Here is an 18307-nt window from a genome sequence, read left to right on the forward strand (position 1 = left end):
CGGTATTTACCCGTCGATACTCGGATGTTCCGGAGTTATCCATCGGCCCCTCCGGCGTCCAACACGTCGTCGAACCCGTACCAGCCGGGGTCGCGGTCGGCGAGCCACGCGGCCGCGTCGAGCGCCCCCTCGGCGAACACCCCGCGGTCGCCGGCGCGGTGCGTGAGTTCGAGCGTCTCGCGGTTCCCCGCCAACATAACCTCGTGCTCGCCGGTCACGTCGCCCGCGCGGCGGGCGTGAACGCCGATCTCTCCGGACTCCCGCGGGGCGTCGCCCTCGCGACCGTGGACACGTTCGTCGAGGTCGTCGCGCACGCGCTCAACGTCGTCGAGGATCGACTTCGCGGTGCCGGACGGGGCGTCGCGCTTCCCGCTGTGGTGCGTCTCCGTCAGCTCGACGTCGTAGCCCGGCAGCGCCGCGGCGGCCTCGCGGACCGCCCGGCGGAGCGCGGCCACGCCCCGCGCGAAGTTCGACGCCTTGAGCACGGGGACCGCGTCGCTCGCGGCGCGGAGCGCGTCGACTTGGGCGTCGGTGAACCCGGTCGTTCCGGTGACGAGGGGGACGCCGGCATCGGCGCAGGCCTCGGCGTACGCGACCGCCGAGTCGGGGCCGGTGAAGTCGACCAAGACGTCCGGCGCCTCGCTCGCGAGCAGGTCGTCGAGGCGGTCGGCGTCCTCGACCGCGACGCCCGCCACCGGGTCGGTCGCGGTCCGGTTGACGGCGACAGCAACCGCGACGCCATCGCGGTCGGCGGCGGCCTCGATCACCTCGCGGCCCATGCGGCCGCCCGCGCCCGTGACGGCGATTCGGAGGCCGGCGGCGGTCGGGTCGGCCGAGTCGCTCATTCCGCGTCCCCCGTCGCCGCGGGGTCGGCGACCGTCGGGTCGAGCGCGCCCGGCGCGTGCTCGTCGTACGCGGCCAGCAGCTCGCGGAGCGACTCGCGGCGGTCCGCGGAGAGCCGCGAGAGCGGCGAGCGGACGCGGGGGCCGCCCCGCCCGCGGACGTACATCGCCTCCTTCACCGGGATGGGGTTCGTCTCGGCGAACAGCTCGCGGACGAGCGGCGAGAGCTCGTGGTGGAGCGCCCGCGCCCGGCTGTAGTCGCCCGAGAGCGCCGCGCCGACCATCGCGCAGGTGCGCTCGGGCTCGACGTTGGCGACGACGCTGATCGTGCCCGTCCCGCCGATCGAGAGGACGGGGAGCGTGAGCCCGTCGTCGCCCGACAGGACCGCGAACTCCTCGTCGCGGGTCCGCTCGACGACCTCGCTGATCAGATTGAGGTCGCCGGACGCCGCCTTGTACCCGCGGATGTTCGGATGCTCGGCGAGTTCGACCGTCACGTCCGCCGGGATCGACTCGCCGGTGCGGCTCGGCACGTTGTAGACGATCTGCGGGAGGTCGACCGCGTCGGCGACGGTCCGGTAGTGGTCGAGGAACCCCTGCGGTTCGGGCTTGTTGTAGTACGGCGAGATGAGCAGGAGCCCGTCGGCGCCCGCGTCGGCCGCGCGCCGCGACAGCGAGAGCGCCTCGGCGGTGTTGTTCGAACCGGTCCCCGCGATCACGGGGATGTCGTCGAGCGCGTCGCGGACGGTCTCGATCACCGCGACGTGTTCGTCGTGGCTCATCGTCGCCGACTCGCCGGTCGAGCCGACGGGGACGACGCCGTCGACGCCCGCGCGTTCGAGGTAGCGCGCGTTCTCGGCGAGCTGGTCGTGATCGACCGCGTCCTCGTCAGTGAACGGGGTCGTCATCGCCGGATAGACGCCCTCGAAGGGCGCGTCGGTCGGTTCTCTGTCGGTCGCGTCGGTCGTCGCGTACGGCGTGGTTGTCGTCGTGTCCGTCATGGGTTCGGTGTGGGTGGGTGGGATACGGTGTCGGTCGTGAGACGAGACGGTCGCGGGGTCCGGTCGCGAGGCGAGGCGCCTGCGCGCCCGGCGCGCCGCGAGTCGGGGGTCGTCCGGGACGGGGTCGCCACTCCCGCCGGCGGACGGCTCACGCGCGTTTTTTCGAGAAGAGCCGCGTCGCTGGCGCGGACGGCTGACCGCGGGCGAACGCGGGTCGGATCACACCGACATATGCGACGGTTACGCGCTTATGCGTTGTGTCTCGGGCCGAAACTGCCACAGGGCGGGCGCGAGGGCGTTTCCGCGCGTTCCCCGCCGCGTTCCGGTCAGGCCCCGAGCAGGTCGGCGAGTTCGTGGAGCGTCTCGACGGTCGCGTCCGGGTCGCCGCCGAACGGCTCCCACGGCGTCCCCTTCCGGTCGACCCACGCGGCCTGCATTCCGGCGTGGCGCGCGCCCAACACGTCGAACCAGCCGGCGGTGGCGTGGACCACCTCGTCGATCGGGGTCCCGGTCCGGGCCGCGCCGTGGCGGTAGAGCTCGGCCGCGGGCTTGAACGTCTCCACCTCGTCGGCGCTGACGGTGTCGACGACCAGGTCCGCGATGTCGGCGTGGTCGACGAGCGACGCAAGCATCGCCGGGTCGCCGTTCGAGAGAACGTAGCAGTCGTACCCCGCCTCGCGGAGCCGACCGATCGCGTCGCGCACGTCGTCGAACACCTCCAGCTCGTGGTACACCGCGAGGATCTCGTCGCGCTCGGCCTCCGGGAGGTCGACGCCGTGCGCGGCGAGCGCGTACGTCAGCGCGTCGCGGTTCATCTCGTAGAACGGCTGATAGGCGTCGACCGCGTTCGCGACGAACGTGTACGCCAGCGACCGCGACCGCCACAGCCGCGACACCGGCTCGGGGTCGGCGACGCGGTCCGCGAGCGCGGCTTCTGCGGCCTCCACGTCCACGAGCGTGCTGTACGAGTCGAACGTGACCGTCGAGACGCGGTCGGCGTCGAGCGCCATGCCTGTGCCCACAGCGGGCGGCGTGATAAGCGGCCGGGCCGTCGAAGACGCCACCCCCGGGCAGCCGTGCGACCGCCGACCCGCACGCCTCGCACATTTATGTCGGCCGGGCGACTCTGTGCGACGCATGAGCGACCCTGCCGACGACGCCCCCGATCCGACCGCGAGCGGCGCGCCCGCCGGGCGCGACGATATCGCCGACGACACCGACGCGGGCCGCCACGAGTACGACCCGGACGCCGCGCACGCGTTCCCCGACGAGCGGCTCAACGAGGTCCTCGCGCGGCTCACGTCGGACGAGGAAGTCGTCACCTACCTGGAGGCGCAGAACGTCAACCCGGTCGCCAGGAAGGGGTACAACGACCACGGGGCCAAGCACGTCGAGATCGTCCGCGATCGCGCCCTCCGGCTGTACGACCTGCTCAAGTCCGGCGGCGTCGAGTTCAACGGCGCGCGTCAGCAGGGGCTCGACGAGGCCGACGAGGCGGTTATCGTCGCGCTGGCGGCGACGCTCCACGACATCGGCCACGTCGTCCACCGCCACGACCACCCGTACTACTCGATCCCGCTCGCGGCGGACCTGTTGAACGACCTCCTCCCTTCGTTCTACGGCGTCGCCGACCGGGTCCGCGTGAAGGCGGAGGTGCTCCACGCGATCCTCTGTCACCACACCGAGGAACAGCCGCTGACGCTGGAGGCGGGCGTCGTCCGGATCGCCGACGGGCTCGACATGGAGCGCGGGCGCTCGCGGGTCCCCTACGAGGAGGGCGGCCGCGGGATCAACACCGTCTCCTCGCAGGCCATCGAGCGCGTCTCGCTTCGGGAGGGCGACGAGACACCGGTCCAGGTCGTGATCCGGATGAACAACGCCGCCGGCGTCTACCAGGTTGACTCGCTGCTGAAGGCGAAGATCGACGGGTCGCTCCTCGAAGACCGGATCCGGACCGTCGCGATCAACACCCACAACGACGGGACGGACGGCAACGGCTCGATCGTGGACCGGATCGAGCTCTGAGGACCGGCCCGGAGCGGAACCACGCCGCGCTCAGGGACCCCGGAGCGTGCCCCCCGCGCCGTTGCGGTGCGGCGCCCGGTCCGCGGTGCTCGTCGCCGCGACAGTCGCGGTCCGCGCGAATCGGTCCGGCGTGAGTCCCCCGCATAGCTGGCTCTCCTCCGCCGTGCCACCGCCCAGTATCGGGGCCGCATCGAACCCGTTCGTCCGCCAGCCGGCCGCCGCGACGCCGGGCTGGTTGACGACGAGACGCCCCGGCGAGAGCCGCTCCGCGACCCGGCGCGCGCGGCGCTGTTGGGTGGTGTGGACCGCCGCGGCGTGCGGCGAGCCGAGTTCAACCGCGAGCGCGGTCGCGGCGTCGAACCCGCCGCGGCCGTGAACCGCCACCGCGGGGATCCCGGGCAGCGTCGCCAGCGGTCCGTCGGCGGCGTCGGGAGTGGCGACGAGGAAGGCGGCGTCGCTGGCCGCGTTCGGGAGGTCGAGCGCCGACGCGAACCATCGCGGCGAGTTCCCCCGCAGGTCGGTCTCGTCGTCGCCGTCGAGGAGCGCGCGGAGCCGGTCGCTCTCGTCCGCGTCGAGGACGTACCCCCCTTCGTCTTCGAGCGCGGCGCACAGCGGGTCGACCGCTTGCGACACCGTGACCACCGCGGCGTCGCCCGCGGGGTGAGCGCCGAAGTCGTAGGTCGCCCCGACGGCGACCCGCGTCGCCACGGCCGCGGCGGGGACCGAGCTGTCGGCGACGGCGACGACGCCGTCGGCGCTCGTGGCGACGTTCGGCGTCCCGCAGCGCTGTCCCGCGGCGGCCGTCGCCTCGGAGCCGGCGGCGACCACGAAGTCGGCCCGCTCGAACAGCGCGTCCGTCGCGGGCTTCGAGGCCGGCGCCGGGAGCATCGACACCGAGCCGGCGGGCGCGCCGGCGTCGGCGAGCGCGCGGCGGACGGTCTCGACGACCACGTCGCACGTCTCGACGGTCGAGGGCGACGGCGCGAAGACGACCGCGTTCCGGGCCGCGAGCCCGTACAGCGAGAGAACCGCGGGGACCACGACCGGGTGCGTCGCGGGGACCGCCGCGCCGACGACCCCGATCGGGCCGGCGATCGTCACCGTGCCGGCCGCCCCGTCGCGCTCGACCACGCCGGCGGTGGGCGCGTCGCGGAGCGAGCGGCGGGCGGCGTCAAGCGCCGTCGCGATCTTCTCCACCTTCGTCCCCGGGTGGCCGCGCCCCGTCTCGTTGGCCGCCGACCGCGCGAGGCGGCTGACCGTCTCCCTGTCGGCCAGCCGCTCGCCGACCGAGCGCACAAGGGACGCCGCGTCCTCGGGGCCCCACGTCACCAGCTCGTCCGCCGCCGCCCGCGCCGCCGAGACCGCGCGCGACGCGCGATCCGGGAGGTCGGCGGTACCCGCTGCGCGTCGCGCCTCCGCCGGCGTCGCGCCCTCGGAACCGGTCGCGTTCGGTTCGGCGCGCTCGTCCGTCGCCGCCCCGCCGAGCCCGTCCGCGGAGCCCGGCTCGTCGCTCTCGCCGGTGGGGTCCCCGTCCATGGAGTCCACTGCGGCGGCATCCGTCTTATTCTCACCCCGTGGGACACTGTGTCACCACGCGCGGCAAGTCGTCATCGAAGAAACAATTATATCGGTGGCTGCGGTGCGGACGGACGTATGAGCGAGCCGTCGGAACTCGTGGGCGTCGTCGAACGTCGCCTCGACTTCCTCGAACGGCTCGCGGCGGAGCCGCTCCGCAAGCACGAGCTCGTCGACGCGCTCGGGCACTCCCGGTCGACGGTGAACCGCGCGATAGACGAGCTGGAGGCGACCGGGCTGGTCGCCGGCGAGACGGACGGCTACCGAACGACGCTCTCCGGTCGGCTGCTCGCGAACAGCTACCGCGAGTTCCTGACGGTCGCCGACGACCTCGCGGCCGCGGGCGACGTGCTCGACCCCCTCGGCGCGGACGTCGACGTCTCGCCGGCGATCCTCCGCGGCGCGGAGACGTACCGGGCCGCCGCCCCGGACCCGTACCGACCGCTGGAGGTGCTCGACGACGCGCTCGCCGACGCGGAAGCGGTCTCGGCCGCGCTGCCGGGGTTCCCGTACCCGCGGGTCGCGGACCGGCTCCGGCGCGCGGCCGCCGGCGGCGGGACCGTCGACCTCGCGCTGGCGGAGCGGGCGTACCGGCACGCGACCGAGCGCTTCGCCGACGACCTCGCGGTCGTCGCGCGGCGGGACGACTGCCGGGTCGCCGCGGTCGACGCCGTCGACGCGGGGGTGGTCGCGGCCGACGACACCGCGCTGCTGCTCACCTTCGACGACGACGGCACGCTCCACGGCGCGGCGGCCTCGACTGACCCGGACGCGGTCGCGTGGGCCGAGGCCGCGGTCGGCGAGCTAGTGGATCGCGGGCGCGAAGCCGGCGAGGCGCTCGCCGCGATCGGTGGCACCGAGACCGGAGCGGCGGGCGGTGAGCGATCCGAGAGCGACGGTTCGGGCGGAGCGCCGGGCGACGATACCCCGGACGCGCCCGATCGGGCGAGTCGCGACGGCGGCGCGGAACTAAGAGGGCGGAGCGACGCCGGGGGGCTCTTCGGTCGGATCGGGTCGGGCGACGAGGGGGGCGGCGCGCTCTCGGCGCAGGGGTTCCACGCGGTCGATGAGGAGCGCCTCGCGGGCGACCCGGACCCGTATGGCCCGCTGCGCGCCACGGCGTCGTTCCCCGAGGTCGACGCGGGACACGTCCTCGACAGGACCATGGTGCGGGACGGCGAGCGGCGCTCGATCGCCGGACTGCTCGTTGAGGGGCTCGCAGCGGGGACCGACCAAGCGCTGGTCGGACCGCCGGGCAGCGGGAAGAGCACCGTCTGTCGTAGCGTCGCGGTCGAGTGGTTCCGGTCGGGACGCGGCCCGGTGACGTACCGACGGAGCGACGGCGGCGACGCGTTCACCGCGACGGAACGCTTGCGGGAGCGCGTCGTCGACGGGGAGGGTCATCACCTCGTGGTCGTCGAAGACGTCGTCGACCCGGAGGCCGCGGAGGCGGTCGCGGTCGCCCGCGATCTGGCCGACCGCGACGACGTCTCTTTCTTGTTCGACGCGTGCGAGAAGCCGTACGACGACCCGGACGGCCTCCCGCTCTCACCCGCGGACCTCCGCTACCGGCGGTCGATCGAGACCGTCCGGATGCCGCGGCTCGACGAGCGCGAGGTGGAGCGGTTCGTCCGCCACGTCGCCGACCGTACCGGGAAGGCACCCGCGGCCGACCCCGCGGCGCTGCTCGCCGACGTGCGCCGCGCCGACGACGAGCGCGTCGGCGAGCTCCTCGCGCTCGTTCACCGGCTCGTGCGCGCGAGCAAGGGTCGGCCCAGCGGCGTCGACAAGGCGGGCGGGGCCTCCAGTAACGACCCGGAGACGGACCGGGACGCGGCGGCGGAGAAAGGTACGGTGGCGGACCGAGACGCCGCTCGCGCCGGCGACGCGGGCCTCCGGTCCGGGCTGGAGACGGCGGTCGAGGAGGCGGTCCGGGAGCTCCGGAACCGCCCGCCGCCGACCGTGGGCGTCGCGGTGTTGGTGAACCTCCTCAACGTCGCAGGGGTGGGTGACGCCCGGACGCTGGCGTACGCGCTCGTCGACAGCCCGAAGGAGGGCGGCGCGGCGGGTGCGGACGAGGGGGCTTCGCCGAGCGTCGACGCGGTCCGCCGCGCGCTCGACCGGCTCGTCGGGACGGCGCTCGTCGGGTCGGGCGACGGCGAGTACCGGACCGTCCACGACGAGTGGTCGGTGTTGTTCTTAGAGCGGCTTCTGGAGCGGGAGCCGGAGCCGGTCGTCGCCAGATACGTCGGTCGGGGCGTCTCGCAGGTGCTCGCGCTCGCGGACGACCCCGTGCGGCGCGCTCGTGTCCGTCGGGCCGTCGGCGGGGACGCCCCCACGGTGGATCGGATCGAGCGCGACCCGGGCGCGTGGGTGGCCGAGACGGTCCGCGCGGTGTACGGCGTCGGCCGACGCTACCCGCGGCTCGCGGGGCTGTACGGCCGGGTCCGCTACGCCTGGATCGACCTCCCGGACGCGTGCCCGGCCGACCTCCGCGACCGGCCGCCCGAGTGGGTCGCGCGGATGTACGTCGACGCCGGCGACCTCGACGGTGCGATCGCGGCGCTCGACGCGTGGCGACCGGTCGACGAGGCCGGAGCGGCCGAGCGTCAACGGGGGTACGGCGACGTCGCGCGACGCCGCGGGGAGTACGACGCAGCGCGAGAGTGGTACGAGCGGGCGGCGGAGCTGTTCGAGGCAGCCGGCGACCGCGGCGGCCTCGCGGCGGCGGTCCGGGGGCGGGCGCAGGCGGCCCACTTCGACGGGGACTACGAGGTCGCCTTCGAGGCGGCCTCACGGGCGTACGCCGTCGCCGCGGCGCTCGACGGCCCGATCGCGATGGCGAAGGCGCTGATGGATATCGGAAACGCGCTCGACGCGCTCGACGCGACGGACGCGGTGCTCGCCCACTACCGCGTCGCCGGCGACCTGTTCCGGGCCCACGACGACACCCACGGGGAGGCGAACGTCCGGACGAACCTCGCTGTCGCGCTGCGCCGGCGCGGCGACCTCGACGCCGCCACGCGGACGGCGAGCCGCGCGCTCGACGGCTACCGGACCGTCGGGGACGAACATCGGGAGGCGATCTCGCTGCTGAACCTCGCGGCGTTCGCCGAACAGCGCGGCGACGTCGCGGAGACGGTCGCCCGGGCGTCCGAGGCGCGAACGGTCGCCGAGCGCGTGGGGTCGGACATGTACGAGGCGTTCGCGCTGAGCCACCTCGGCAGCGCGGCGCACTTCGCCGGCGATCTCGAGCGCGCGGAGCGGTTCCTCGCGAGCGCGGCCGAGCGCCTCGACGCGCTCGACGCCGACGCCCGGTGCGCGATGGTGACGACGATCCAAGCGGAGGTGGCGATCGATCGCGGCGACCTAACCGAGGCCGAACGGCGAGTAGAGCGGACCGCGTCGCTGCTCGACGACCACGAGGGGTATAAGCGGCTGGCGGAGCTGGACCGCGTCCGGGGGCTGCTGGCGCTCGCGCGCGGCGACGGGGACGACGCGGCGGCGGCGCTGCGGTCCGCGGTCGACGCCGCGCGGGCGGGCGGATTCAGACAGGTCGAAGCGGAGGCGCTCGCGGTGCTGGGGGCCGCGGAGGTGGAGCGCGGCGACGCAGCCGCGGCGGCTGACCACCTGCGCGCGGCCATCAACATGGGTCGTCGGACCGAGGACGCGCGGGCGATAGTCGCCGCGGCCGATCGTCTCGCCGACCTGCTCGGCGAGGAGTCCGACTCGGCCGCCACGCTCGACCGCGACGCGCTGGCCGCGGCGCTTCGCGAGTCGCCGCCGGAACCGATCGGGGCCGAGTCGGCGGCGGACCCGGCCGCGTATCGGGCGGTCGCCGACCGCTGGCGCGTCGATGGAGACGAGGTCGACGCGGCCTACCCCCCGGTCGGCTGAGTCCGGTCGGTGTCGCAATCGCTTTCCCCGCGCGGTCGGAACCGCCGGTATGACCGACGCCGAGACGCTCGCGGACCTGCGGACCGCCGCCGACTACCAGTTCGGTGCCGGCGCGGGAGCGGCGCTGTTCCCGCCGGACGACCCGCTCACGGTGCGGCGGTCGAGCGGCGGCCGGCCGCGGCAGGTGATCGACGGCGACGTCGACGACACCCCCGGAAGCAGCGAGGGCGACCGCCTCGTCTCGTACAGCACCGACGGGCGGTTCACGCTCGGACTCGCGGGCGGGCGGCGGGTCCACGAGGCGTTCGCGGCCCCGCGACACCGGGTGGTCGTCGGCGAGGAGAGCGAGCCGTTCGTGCGCGAGGGGCGTAATGCGTTCGCGAAGTTCGTCACCGCGGCCGACGACGGGATCCGCCCCGGCGACGAGGTGCTGGTGGTCGACGAGTCGGACGAGATATTCGGCGTCGGGCGCGCCGAGCTCTCCGGGGCGGAGGCCGAGGCGCTCGGCTCCGGCGTCGCGGTGAAGACGCGCGACGGGAACCCCGCGGACGACGACTGACGGACTTTTCGGTGGCGCGTGCCTACGAGCGGCCGCCACCGGCGGCCGCGAGTCGCACGCGCGAGGGAGCGGTGAGCGCTCAAAGAGCGCGAACCGCGAGGCTGGGGCGGCGTGAGGTGCGGGGCTGTGCTGCGTGGGGCGGGACTCGAAGGGGCAGCCGCGGGGACGACGCACGACGACGCAAGCACCGTAGGGAGCGAGTGAAACGAGCGACCGAGGAGCGCAGCGAGTCGCGCGAGCCCCCGCGGCTGGGGCTTCGGGAGTGTTCGTGTCGACCACTTAGTCATCGGCAGAGCCACCGTTCGGTCGGGAAATCGAGCCTGCGGCGGGCTCAGTAAAAGATCGAACCACCGCGCCCGAACCGACCTAGAAGAACGTCGCGAGCCCCAGCGCCTCGAGGAGCGGGACGCCGGCGACGACCGAACCGATCAGGTAGCCGCCGATCGCCCCGCCGTTCAACAGCGGGAGTCCCGCGTGCGCCCGCCCCCGGATCACCCACCGCATGAGCACGAGCAGCCCGCCGAGGGTCCCGACCATCGCGAGCAGCGCGGGGAGATTGACGCCGAGGAGGGGAACGGAGAGGTCGGCGGCCGGCGAGAACGTCGCCGCGCTCGCGATCAGCACCGTCGGGATGACGGCGTCGCCGAGCCCGATAAAGAAAGCGTCGCGGTCGCCGGGCTCGGGGGATTCGGCCACCTCGCTCTCAGCGTCGGTCGCATCGTTGTCGACCTCCGCGTTCGCATCCGCGTCGACCCCCACGTCCGCGTCGGTGTTCGCGTCCCCTTCGACTTCCTCGTCCGCGCCGACGCCGGCGGCCTCGTCGCTCGCGGACTCCCCGTCGAGCAGCGAGTACGACAGCGACAGCGGGATCACCAGCACGACGGGGATGTTCAGGTCCATCACGCCCTCCGCGAGCGACAGCATGTGCTCGGTGCCGTAGACGGAGACGGCGTCGTAGACGGCGAGGACAGCGAGGAGGATCAGCGCGGGCAGGAGGCCGAACGAGATGCCGAACAGCCCGGCCGCGCCCGCCCCCATCAACACCCCGGCGGTGTCGATCACGTACCACTCGGGGTGGACCAGCAGGCCGACCGCGACCGCGACCGCGGGGACAGCCGCGGCGAGCGGCGGGACGATGGCGGAGAAGACGTACCAGGAGAGCCACGCCGACACGCCGACGATCAGCAGGCGGATCGCGCCGTCGAAGTCGTACCGGAACGCCGCGAGCATCAGCCCGGTCATCGCGACGATGGCGACGACGTACAGCACGCTGTTGGCGGGGTTGTCGGGGTTCTCGACGGCCTGGTACCCGCTCGCGGCGAACTCCGGGACCAGCGCCAGCGCGCCCAGCTGGACGATCACGAACAGCCCGACGACGAAGGCGACGCCGCGGTACTCGCGGGGGAACATTCGACCGCGGGTTCGGCGGCCGGGGGTTTCGTCCTTGCGCTTCGCGACGCTCGACGCCGACGAGGGGCGTCGCTCTCGGGGTGAGACGAACAGAAACGGGTTCGGGCTCGGTGTGGGAGCGGGTGGGCCCGAACCCAAGCCGACGGACGACGGACGGTGGAAGCGAGTGCCGGCCGGCCCGCCCGAAGCGGGATGGGGCCAACCGGATTCGTCCGCGGCATTTACTCACTTCCGCGAGCGACGTAAGAACCTACCGACCGAGTTATCAGTACAGATATTCCCGTCGAGACGGAGGGTGTTCGTCTCGCATCGTCACCACGCATACGCCGATTTGCGGCGGTGAAACCCGCTCGTGCCGGTGCCCGGCTAAGCGCTGGAGGAGTCGAGGCCGAACGCGAACGAAAGGGTGGGAGCGAGGAGGTGGGCGAAAGGCGAGGCGGCGAGAGGCGGCGGGCGGCGGTTGCCGGACAGCGGACCCCCAGGCTGTCGTCGGCGTCGCCGCCCGGGTGGTCGGGACGGGCGCGGATCGATTAGCGCCGAATTCCAACGAGAAAAGCGTCGGTCTTCGGCAGGTATGTATATGTCCTTCAGGCGTATAAATATGTTAGATCCGGATCTGTCACGGGGCGTCTCTACCCCGCTGAGCCGTACGTCCCTCGCACCTCGGCAGACGCCGTTACCGACGGTCCCGGAGCGCGGGGAACTCCTCGCGGACCGCGGCGACCCGCTCGGGGTCCACCGTCGCCGTGACGACCCCGGGCTCGTCGCCGACCGACGCGAGCGTCGTTCCCCACGGGTCGTACGCCGCGCTCCGCCCGCAGAGGGCCTCGTCGCCGAACCGGCCGCTCCCGTTGACCGCGACGACGTACGTCAGGTTCTCGATAGCCCGCGCGCGGCCGAGCGTCCGCCAGTGCTCGAGGCGAGGATACGGCCACGCGCTCGGGACGAGCACACACTCGACGCCCGCGTCGACCATCACGCGGAACTGCTCCGGGAACCGGAGGTCGTAGCAGGTGGTCACGCCGACCGTGACACCCGCGAGGTCGACGACCGGCGTCCGCTCGCCCGGGACCATCCGGTCCGTCTCCTCGGAGCCGTACCCGAACAGGTGCCGCTTCCGGTAGACGAGCCGACGCTCGCCGTCGGCGTCGAACAGCACCGCGGCGTTCGCGAGGCCGGCGTCGGCCGGGGTGTCGAGGCCGTCGGCAGTCGACGCCGACAGGTCCTCGACGACCGTGCCGGCGAGGACGGCCACGTCGTGCTCGGCGGCCGCGGCAGCGAATCGACCGAGGCGCTCACCGGCGAGGCTCTCAGCCGCGCGGTCGTACGCGTCGAACGCGAAGTACCCGACGTCGAACAGCTCGGGGAGGACAACGAGGTCGGCCCCTTCGGCGGCGACCTCCCGGACACGGTCGAGCGCCCGCTCGACGTTCGCCTCGACGGCGCCGCCCTCGACCGCCAGTTGGACCCCCGCGACCCTCATGCCGGCGAGGCCAGCGAGGCGCGGAGCGCCGCCTCCAAGTTGTCGAGTTCGGCGTCGAAGTTCCGCTTGAAGAACGACTCGACGCCGGGGAGCTTCCCGTCGACGACGAACTCGTTGGCGAGCCGGCAGCCGCCGTCATCGGTCTCGGTGATCTCGTGTTCGCCGGTCACGCGGAACGCCCGCGACTTCCCGACGAACTTCACTCGGTTCGGTGGGTCGCGCGCGACCTCCTCCGTCTCGACGTCGATCGTGGAGCGGATCATCGGTATCGGGAGCGCGACGTGCCAAGTCGCGGTCCCGTCGTCGTGAACGTCGAAGGAGTCGACCACGCTGATGGCGCCCGCGCGCTGCTCCGCGTCCGAGATGAACGCCCACACGTCGGCCGGCGGCGCGTCGAACTCGAACGTCCGGGAGACTCGAACGGTCATACGTTCCTGTTTGGGGCTACGGGGGTTAAAAATGCGCGTCGGCGGTGTCGAGGTCGGGGAACGCGCCGAGGCGCGGCTGTTCGCGGGACGACGCGCCGGTCGCGCGTCTCGGCCTCACCCGTCCGGGGTCACGCGCCAGGTCGTCGATTTGGCGCGGCCCCACTTCTCGATGTCGACGTCGTCGGACTTCTCGGCGAGGCGCGGGAGGCGCGACCCCACCTGCTTCGCGGTGAGACCGATCGCGTCGGCGATCGTCTTCGAGCGAACGTACCGCTCGCCACGGGTGACGCTGTCCGTGAGGTACGCGAGGATCCGCTGTTCTTCCTCGGTATACTCGCTCATTATCATACATACGCGTCTGACGTTCTTAACGGTTTCTCGTCCGCGGGGCTCGTCGGCCGGAGAGCGTTTGGACGCAGACCGAGCGCGACGGGCGAAGCGACACGGTGCGTCCGGGAGAACGATCCGCCGGTGTGTCGACGGGCGCGATCAGTCGAACAGCTGAACCGCGCCGACCGCGAGCATCGCGAAGACGAACGCGCCCGCGAACCCCCACGCCTTCCCGAGCTGTCCCGGGTACGCGAACATCACAACGGCCCCGACGACCGCGATGGCGCCGAGCGCGAGCGCGACGCCGACCTCCTTGTCTGATTCGATGGAACCCTCGCTCATACGAGTCGCTTCGCGGGGGGCCACTTAGTTCATGCGAACCGCGCGACGCGCCCGGCGCCGGAAGCCGGGGAACCCACGCACTCCGACGGCGGCGAACGGGCACTGGAGACCCGGAACCGGGGTATCAGATGATCTCGACGTGCTCCGACTCCTCGTTGAGCGCGAGGTTCGCCGCGATCTCGGCGTTCCGCATGGCGTACTCCGCGGTGTGCTGGAGGCTGACGAGCACCTCGCGGGTCATGAGCAGCGTCTCGTTGTCGAGGTCGTTCGGCAGCTCGTCGAGGATCTCCTGTTCGCGGTCCTCAAGCCGCGAGAACACGTCGCGGCACTCGACGGTGAGGTCGTAGTCGCGCTCGACGACGGCCCGCACCGCGAGCACGGTCAGGTCGTCCACCTGATCGGTGAACTCGCGGATCTGCCGCATCGTCGCGCTGTCGACGTTGAGGGTGTGCCCGTCGGCCTCCATCACGATCTCGGCGATGTCCTCGGCGTTGTCCGCGGTGAGTTCGAGGTTCTTCGCCACGGAGCGGTAGCCGATGAGCGGGAACCCCTCCTCGAGGCCCACCGCGCGGGCGAGGTTCGGGTTCTGGTAGGCGGTGAAGATCAGCCGGAGCAGCAGGACGAAGATCTTGTTCGCCTGCCGCTCGCGGTTGAGCGCGCGCTGCGCGAGGTCGGGGTTGCCGTGCGCGAGCGCCTTCACCGCCTCGCCGCGCATCGTCGAGCCCGTGTTCTCCAGCCGCTCGAGGAGGTTGTCGAGGGTGAAGTCTTCTGGGTCGACCGAACAGCGGATGGAGATGTCCTCCGGCGTCTCCTCGATGACGCCGAGCCCCATCAGCTGGGTCTCCGCCTTGTACACCGCGTTGATGTGTTCGCTGTCGAGGGTCCCCTCGCTCTGGACGTGGATGACGCGCCGCCCGAGCACGTACTGCGCGACGATGGCCCGCTCCAGCGACCTGGCGTCGAGCCCGTCCGCGTTGATGACGGCCTCCGACTCCTCGGTGCTCACCGATTCGGGGAGCACCGTGAGCGTCCCCTTCCCGCCCATTCGCAGCGATACCTCGTCGCCCTTGTTCACGCCGTGTTCCTGCGCCCACTCGGCCGGGAGCGTCATCGCCAGCGTCGACGGCCCCAACCGTTGGACCTTCCGCGTTTCCATACGCGACAATATCGGGGGATACACCTTAACCTTATTCCCATGTTCATTATATGCTTTCTTGAATATACAAGGGATATTTTCCGTGGCGACGTCACCCGCCAGCCGGGTCCGGACCGGTCGCGCCCTCTCCGGTCCTGCCGAGCGATCCGCGCGCTTATGTCGGTCAGGCAGGGATAACTGGTATGACCGAGCGGGTACTCGTCGTCGACGACTCTTCCTTCCAGCGGACTGTCGTCCGGGACGCGCTGGAGGAGCGGTTCGAGGTCGTCGACGAGGCGGAGAACGGCGCAGAGGCGGTCGAACTCTTCGAGGCGTACGAGCCGGACGCGGTGTCGATGGACGTCGTGATGCCGGAGATGACAGGGATCGAAGCGACCGCTGCGATCAAGGACCGCTGGCCCGACGCGGTGATCGTGATGTGTACGAGCGTCGACCAGCAGGAGAAGATGATGGAGGCGGTGAAGGCGGGTGCGGACGGCTACGTGACGAAGCCCGTCGACGCCGCGGAGCTGGTCAGCGAGTTCGAGAGCCACCTCGGGTAGCGCCGCCCGAGGCGGGCCGGGAAGCGACCGGAAGTCCGACGAGCGGCGGCATCAGGAGGGGTCGAACGATCGGAGGATCGTCGCGAGCGCGCTCGCCAATTCCTCGAACCGGTCGATCTCCATCGAGTCGGTGGTCACCCAGACGCCGTGGTCGTTCGCGATCACCCGCGTGAGGTAGCCGTTCTTGAACACGCGGACCGTGAACTGGTAGTCGCCAAGCTGGGTGTCCGCGTACATGGACTGCGCGTGGAACCCCTGCCGCTCGTTCTCCGCGAAGCCGATCAGGTCGGCGGTCCGGTTCAGGTCGCTCCGGAGGTAGAGCTGTTCGACGGTCTCCCGCGTGAAGTAGGTGAGACTCCGCAGTTCGTCGCCCGTCGCCGTGCGGGCGGCGCTCAGTAGCTCGTCGGTGTGTTCGGCGAGTGGATGAGACATACACCCACGATCAATGCTCACATACATGAGCGTGTGGGTGGCCGCACGCCTCGCCCGGCGAGCCGGGAGGGACAGAGTTTACCGACTGCCCCGTGATCGCTCGCCTGATGAGCGACCACGACGACGTCTGCGTCCTGCTGCCGACGATGAACGAGGCCGAGACGGTCGCACGCGTCGTCGCCGACTTCCGAGACGTCGGGTTCGAGAACGTGCTCGTGATCGACGGGGGGTCGACGGACGACACGCGGTCGATCGCCCGGGAAGCCGGCGCCCGCGTCGCGGAGCAGTCGGGGCGCGGGAAGGGACAGGCGGTCAGGGAGGCGGTGAGGGACCACGTCGACGCGCGGTACGTGCTGATGGCGGACGCCGACGCCACCTACGACGCCGCGGACGCGACGGCGATGCTCGACCCGCTCTTCGACGGCGAGGCCGACCACGTGATCGGGAACCGCTTCGCGGACATGCGCTCGGGGGCGATGACTCGGCTCAACCGGATCGGGAACCGGATCATCAACCTCGCGTTCCGGGGGATCCACCGCGAGAGCTACCGGGACATCCTCTCGGGGTACCGCGCGTTCACCCGGGAGTCGTTCCTGCGGCTCCACCTTACCGCCGACGGGTTCGGGATCGAGACCGAAATGGCCGTCGAGTGCGTCAAGAATCGGATCCCGGTCGCCGTGGTGCCGATCACCTACCGGGAGCGGCCGGGCGGCTCGGCGACGAACCTCCACCCGATCCGCGACGGCGGCGTGATCTTCCTCGAGCTGTACCGGAAGGCGAAGACGAACAACCCGCTGTTCTACTTCGGCGGGGCCGGCACGGCGGCGACGGCGGCCGGGTTGGCGATGGGAGCGTTCGTGCTGTACCGGTACCTCGCGTTCGGTATCAGCCACGAGGTGGTCGCCGTCGGTGCGGTCGGCGCGACGATCCTCGGGATCCAGCTGTTCGTGTTCGGCGTGCTCGCGGACATGATCTACTCCCTCCACCGCGAGCAGATGGCCCGATACGAACGCGCACTCGGCGACGAGGCGACGGGGCGACCGTCCGAGAGGAAGGAACCAGAGGCGGTCGCGGACCCCGGGTCCGGGGACGACGAGGCCGGATCGACGCGGCGCGGGACGACCGAAGAGGCCCGCAACTGACCGGGAGACGGAGCCCGGCTTCGAGCCAGTCCCGCGCGGCGCGGTCCCGGATACCGGCCGCTTTTATCGGTCCGAGAACATCCCTAGAATATGGATTCCGGCGACGCGTCGTTACGAGACAGGATCCGCGAACCGGCGTACACCGGCGAGAACCGGTGTCTGCCGTGTACCGTCGTGAACGGCGTCTTCGCCGTCGCGCTCACCGCCGCGGCCATGGTGTTCGGACCGGTGATCGCGGCGGTCGTGCTGGTCGCGTCGATGGGGAGCATCTACTACCGGGGCTATCTGGTCCCCGGAACGCCGGAGTTGACGAAGCGGTACCTCCCCGACCGCGTGCTCCGCTTGTTTGGGAAGGCCCCCAAAGGGCCCCGGGACGGCTGGGAGGGGTCGGCGACGCGCTCGGGCGACGTGACGGTGACCACCTTCGAGGCGGACGGCGACAGGACCCCCGGGCGGAGTGACGCGGAGGACCCCGGCCGGGCCGGCGCGGAGGACACCGACGGGACAGGCGCCAACGAGGCGGCCGACGCCGACGAGGCGGCCGACGACGAACCGGAGTTCGAGACGGTCGAGCGGATCCGCGACCAGCGCGAGAACGCCGTCGACCCGATCGAGTTCCTCATCGACGTCGGCGTCGTCGAGGCCACCGAGGACGGCGAGGACGTCGTCTTCGAAGACGAGTTCGCCGGGGCGGTGGAGTCGAACGTCTCGTCGCTCGAACGCGGCGACGTGGGTGCGGAGACGCTCGGGGAGATGTTCGGCGTGGATCCCGACGACGTGACGTTCGAGGACCGGTCGTACCCCGCGGTGACCGTCCTACGTCGCGTGCGGAAGTGGCCCGGCGACGGCGCGTACCTCGCCGACGTGGCGTCGCACCTCGCCCTCGTCGAACGCACGGACCGCTGGCTCGACGTCCCGCCAGAGCAGCGGCTCTCGATCCTCCAGTCGCTCCGCTCGTTCCTCTCGTCGTGTCCGGTGTGCGGCGGCGACATCGGAGCGACCGCGGACACCGTCGAGTCCTGCTGTATGGCCCACGAGGTCGTCGCGATCCGCTGTGCGGACTGCGGCGAGCACGTCCTCGAACTCGAACCGGAGAAGGTCGCGACGCCGGGCGACGACACGGGCATCACGCCGTAATCCGGT

Annotated in this window: 17 protein-coding genes; 6 read left to right on the forward strand and 11 right to left on the reverse strand. The window is 72.0% G+C overall.

Annotation, left to right across the window (positions count from 1 at the left end; translation table 11 throughout):
• Nucleotides 1-35 precede the first annotated feature (35 nt).
• The 3 genes from dapB to ABNG04_RS12740 all read right to left on the reverse strand — a co-directional run bounded on the left by dapB (nucleotide 36) and on the right by ABNG04_RS12740 (nucleotide 2853).
• Nucleotides 36-845 carry a 4-hydroxy-tetrahydrodipicolinate reductase gene (gene dapB, locus ABNG04_RS12730; RefSeq protein ID WP_371162784.1) on the reverse strand — a complete coding sequence of 270 codons (810 nt, stop codon included), beginning with the start codon at nucleotides 843-845 and terminating at the stop codon, nucleotides 36-38.
• Entirely contained in the window at nucleotides 842-1843 is a 1002-nt protein-coding gene (gene dapA, locus ABNG04_RS12735; RefSeq protein ID WP_371162785.1) for a 4-hydroxy-tetrahydrodipicolinate synthase, read from the reverse strand. The genes dapB and dapA overlap by 4 nt, the downstream gene beginning before the upstream one ends.
• A 326-nt stretch (nucleotides 1844-2169) precedes the next feature.
• Nucleotides 2170-2853, reverse strand: a complete 684-nt coding sequence (locus ABNG04_RS12740; RefSeq protein WP_371162786.1) for a haloacid dehalogenase type II — start codon at nucleotides 2851-2853, stop codon at nucleotides 2170-2172.
• A gap of 127 nt (nucleotides 2854-2980) precedes the next feature.
• On the opposite strand from ABNG04_RS12740, the gene ABNG04_RS12745 reads away from it, so the two are divergent.
• The gene (locus ABNG04_RS12745; RefSeq protein ID WP_371162787.1) at nucleotides 2981-3868 is read left to right on the forward strand and encodes an HD domain-containing protein; all 888 of its coding nucleotides are present in this window, start codon (nucleotides 2981-2983) and stop codon (nucleotides 3866-3868) included.
• A 30-nt stretch (nucleotides 3869-3898) separates the two neighbouring features.
• Here ABNG04_RS12745 and ABNG04_RS12750 read toward each other — a convergent pair whose 3' ends face one another.
• Nucleotides 3899-5404, reverse strand: coding sequence for an aldehyde dehydrogenase family protein (locus ABNG04_RS12750; RefSeq protein ID WP_371162788.1), 1506 nt, complete (start codon nucleotides 5402-5404; stop codon nucleotides 3899-3901).
• Between the two features lie 117 nt (nucleotides 5405-5521).
• Here ABNG04_RS12750 and ABNG04_RS12755 point away from each other — a divergent pair, with 117 nt between their 5' ends.
• Nucleotides 5522-9340: a tetratricopeptide repeat protein gene (locus ABNG04_RS12755; protein ID WP_371162789.1), complete on the forward strand. Its 3819-nt coding sequence runs from the start codon at nucleotides 5522-5524 to the stop codon at nucleotides 9338-9340.
• A 49-nt stretch (nucleotides 9341-9389) separates the two neighbouring features.
• Nucleotides 9390-9899, forward strand: a complete 510-nt coding sequence (locus ABNG04_RS12760) for a PUA domain-containing protein (protein WP_371162790.1) — start codon at nucleotides 9390-9392, stop codon at nucleotides 9897-9899.
• Nucleotides 9900-10265: 366 nt separating this feature from the next.
• Here ABNG04_RS12760 and ABNG04_RS12765 read toward each other — a convergent pair whose 3' ends face one another.
• From ABNG04_RS12765 to ABNG04_RS12790, 6 genes are all read right to left on the reverse strand, one after another.
• A complete protein-coding gene (locus tag ABNG04_RS12765) occupies nucleotides 10266-11309 on the reverse strand; it encodes a presenilin family intramembrane aspartyl protease PSH (RefSeq protein WP_371162791.1) in 1044 nt (347 codons plus the stop codon).
• A 676-nt stretch (nucleotides 11310-11985) separates the two neighbouring features.
• Nucleotides 11986-12792, reverse strand: coding sequence for a carbon-nitrogen family hydrolase (locus ABNG04_RS12770; RefSeq protein WP_371162792.1), 807 nt, complete (start codon nucleotides 12790-12792; stop codon nucleotides 11986-11988).
• Entirely contained in the window at nucleotides 12789-13220 is a 432-nt protein-coding gene (locus ABNG04_RS12775; protein ID WP_006112983.1) for an SRPBCC family protein, read from the reverse strand. The genes ABNG04_RS12770 and ABNG04_RS12775 overlap by 4 nt, the downstream gene beginning before the upstream one ends.
• 114 nt (nucleotides 13221-13334) lie before the next feature.
• Nucleotides 13335-13562 carry a DUF7123 family protein gene (locus tag ABNG04_RS12780; RefSeq protein WP_004598402.1) on the reverse strand — a complete coding sequence of 76 codons (228 nt, stop codon included), beginning with the start codon at nucleotides 13560-13562 and terminating at the stop codon, nucleotides 13335-13337.
• A gap of 147 nt (nucleotides 13563-13709) precedes the next feature.
• Nucleotides 13710-13892, reverse strand: a complete 183-nt coding sequence (locus tag ABNG04_RS12785; protein ID WP_297886673.1) for a DUF7525 family protein — start codon at nucleotides 13890-13892, stop codon at nucleotides 13710-13712.
• A gap of 124 nt (nucleotides 13893-14016) precedes the next feature.
• On the reverse strand, nucleotides 14017-15048 hold the full coding sequence (locus ABNG04_RS12790; protein ID WP_371162793.1) for a PhoU domain-containing protein: 1032 nt from the start codon (nucleotides 15046-15048) through the stop codon (nucleotides 14017-14019).
• A 182-nt stretch (nucleotides 15049-15230) separates the two neighbouring features.
• Here ABNG04_RS12790 and ABNG04_RS12795 point away from each other — a divergent pair, with 182 nt between their 5' ends.
• A complete protein-coding gene (locus ABNG04_RS12795; RefSeq protein ID WP_371162794.1) occupies nucleotides 15231-15590 on the forward strand; it encodes a response regulator in 360 nt (119 codons plus the stop codon).
• Between the two features lie 51 nt (nucleotides 15591-15641).
• On the opposite strand, the gene ABNG04_RS12800 is transcribed toward ABNG04_RS12795, so the two are convergent.
• Nucleotides 15642-16022: a DUF7522 family protein gene (locus ABNG04_RS12800; RefSeq protein WP_371162795.1), complete on the reverse strand. Its 381-nt coding sequence runs from the start codon at nucleotides 16020-16022 to the stop codon at nucleotides 15642-15644.
• Between the two features lie 107 nt (nucleotides 16023-16129).
• On the opposite strand from ABNG04_RS12800, the gene aglJ reads away from it, so the two are divergent.
• Together aglJ and ABNG04_RS12810 are read left to right on the forward strand one after the other, a co-directional pair.
• On the forward strand, nucleotides 16130-17164 hold the full coding sequence (aglJ, locus tag ABNG04_RS12805; protein ID WP_371162796.1) for an S-layer glycoprotein N-glycosyltransferase AglJ: 1035 nt from the start codon (nucleotides 16130-16132) through the stop codon (nucleotides 17162-17164).
• A 90-nt stretch (nucleotides 17165-17254) separates the two neighbouring features.
• Nucleotides 17255-18301: a DUF8054 domain-containing protein gene (locus ABNG04_RS12810; protein ID WP_371162797.1), complete on the forward strand. Its 1047-nt coding sequence runs from the start codon at nucleotides 17255-17257 to the stop codon at nucleotides 18299-18301.
• Nucleotides 18302-18307: the final 6 nt, after the last annotated feature.

The organism is Halorubrum miltondacostae, assembly GCF_041379815.1.
Lineage (GTDB): Archaea > Halobacteriota > Halobacteria > Halobacteriales > Haloferacaceae > Halorubrum > Halorubrum miltondacostae.

Excerpts from the sequence above, each read along its gene's own strand:
- dapB (WP_371162784.1), bottom strand. The coding sequence starts at position 845 with ATGAGCGACTCGGCCGACCCGACCGCCGCCGGCCTCCGAATCGCCGTC.
- dapA (WP_371162785.1), bottom strand. The coding sequence starts at position 1,843 with ATGACGGACACGACGACAACCACGCCGTACGCGACGACCGACGCGACC.
- ABNG04_RS12740 (WP_371162786.1), bottom strand. The coding sequence starts at position 2,853 with ATGGCGCTCGACGCCGACCGCGTCTCGACGGTCACGTTCGACTCGTAC.
- ABNG04_RS12745 (WP_371162787.1), top strand. The coding sequence starts at position 2,981 with ATGAGCGACCCTGCCGACGACGCCCCCGATCCGACCGCGAGCGGCGCG.
- ABNG04_RS12750 (WP_371162788.1), bottom strand. The coding sequence starts at position 5,404 with ATGGACGGGGACCCCACCGGCGAGAGCGACGAGCCGGGCTCCGCGGAC.
- ABNG04_RS12755 (WP_371162789.1), top strand. The coding sequence starts at position 5,522 with ATGAGCGAGCCGTCGGAACTCGTGGGCGTCGTCGAACGTCGCCTCGAC.
- ABNG04_RS12760 (WP_371162790.1), top strand. The coding sequence starts at position 9,390 with ATGACCGACGCCGAGACGCTCGCGGACCTGCGGACCGCCGCCGACTAC.
- ABNG04_RS12765 (WP_371162791.1), bottom strand. The coding sequence starts at position 11,309 with ATGTTCCCCCGCGAGTACCGCGGCGTCGCCTTCGTCGTCGGGCTGTTC.
- ABNG04_RS12770 (WP_371162792.1), bottom strand. The coding sequence starts at position 12,792 with ATGAGGGTCGCGGGGGTCCAACTGGCGGTCGAGGGCGGCGCCGTCGAG.
- ABNG04_RS12775 (WP_006112983.1), bottom strand. The coding sequence starts at position 13,220 with ATGACCGTTCGAGTCTCCCGGACGTTCGAGTTCGACGCGCCGCCGGCC.
- ABNG04_RS12780 (WP_004598402.1), bottom strand. The coding sequence starts at position 13,562 with ATGAGCGAGTATACCGAGGAAGAACAGCGGATCCTCGCGTACCTCACG.
- ABNG04_RS12785 (WP_297886673.1), bottom strand. The coding sequence starts at position 13,892 with ATGAGCGAGGGTTCCATCGAATCAGACAAGGAGGTCGGCGTCGCGCTC.
- ABNG04_RS12790 (WP_371162793.1), bottom strand. The coding sequence starts at position 15,048 with ATGGAAACGCGGAAGGTCCAACGGTTGGGGCCGTCGACGCTGGCGATG.
- ABNG04_RS12795 (WP_371162794.1), top strand. The coding sequence starts at position 15,231 with ATGACCGAGCGGGTACTCGTCGTCGACGACTCTTCCTTCCAGCGGACT.
- ABNG04_RS12800 (WP_371162795.1), bottom strand. The coding sequence starts at position 16,022 with ATGTCTCATCCACTCGCCGAACACACCGACGAGCTACTGAGCGCCGCC.
- aglJ (WP_371162796.1), top strand. The coding sequence starts at position 16,130 with ATGAGCGACCACGACGACGTCTGCGTCCTGCTGCCGACGATGAACGAG.
- ABNG04_RS12810 (WP_371162797.1), top strand. The coding sequence starts at position 17,255 with ATGGATTCCGGCGACGCGTCGTTACGAGACAGGATCCGCGAACCGGCG.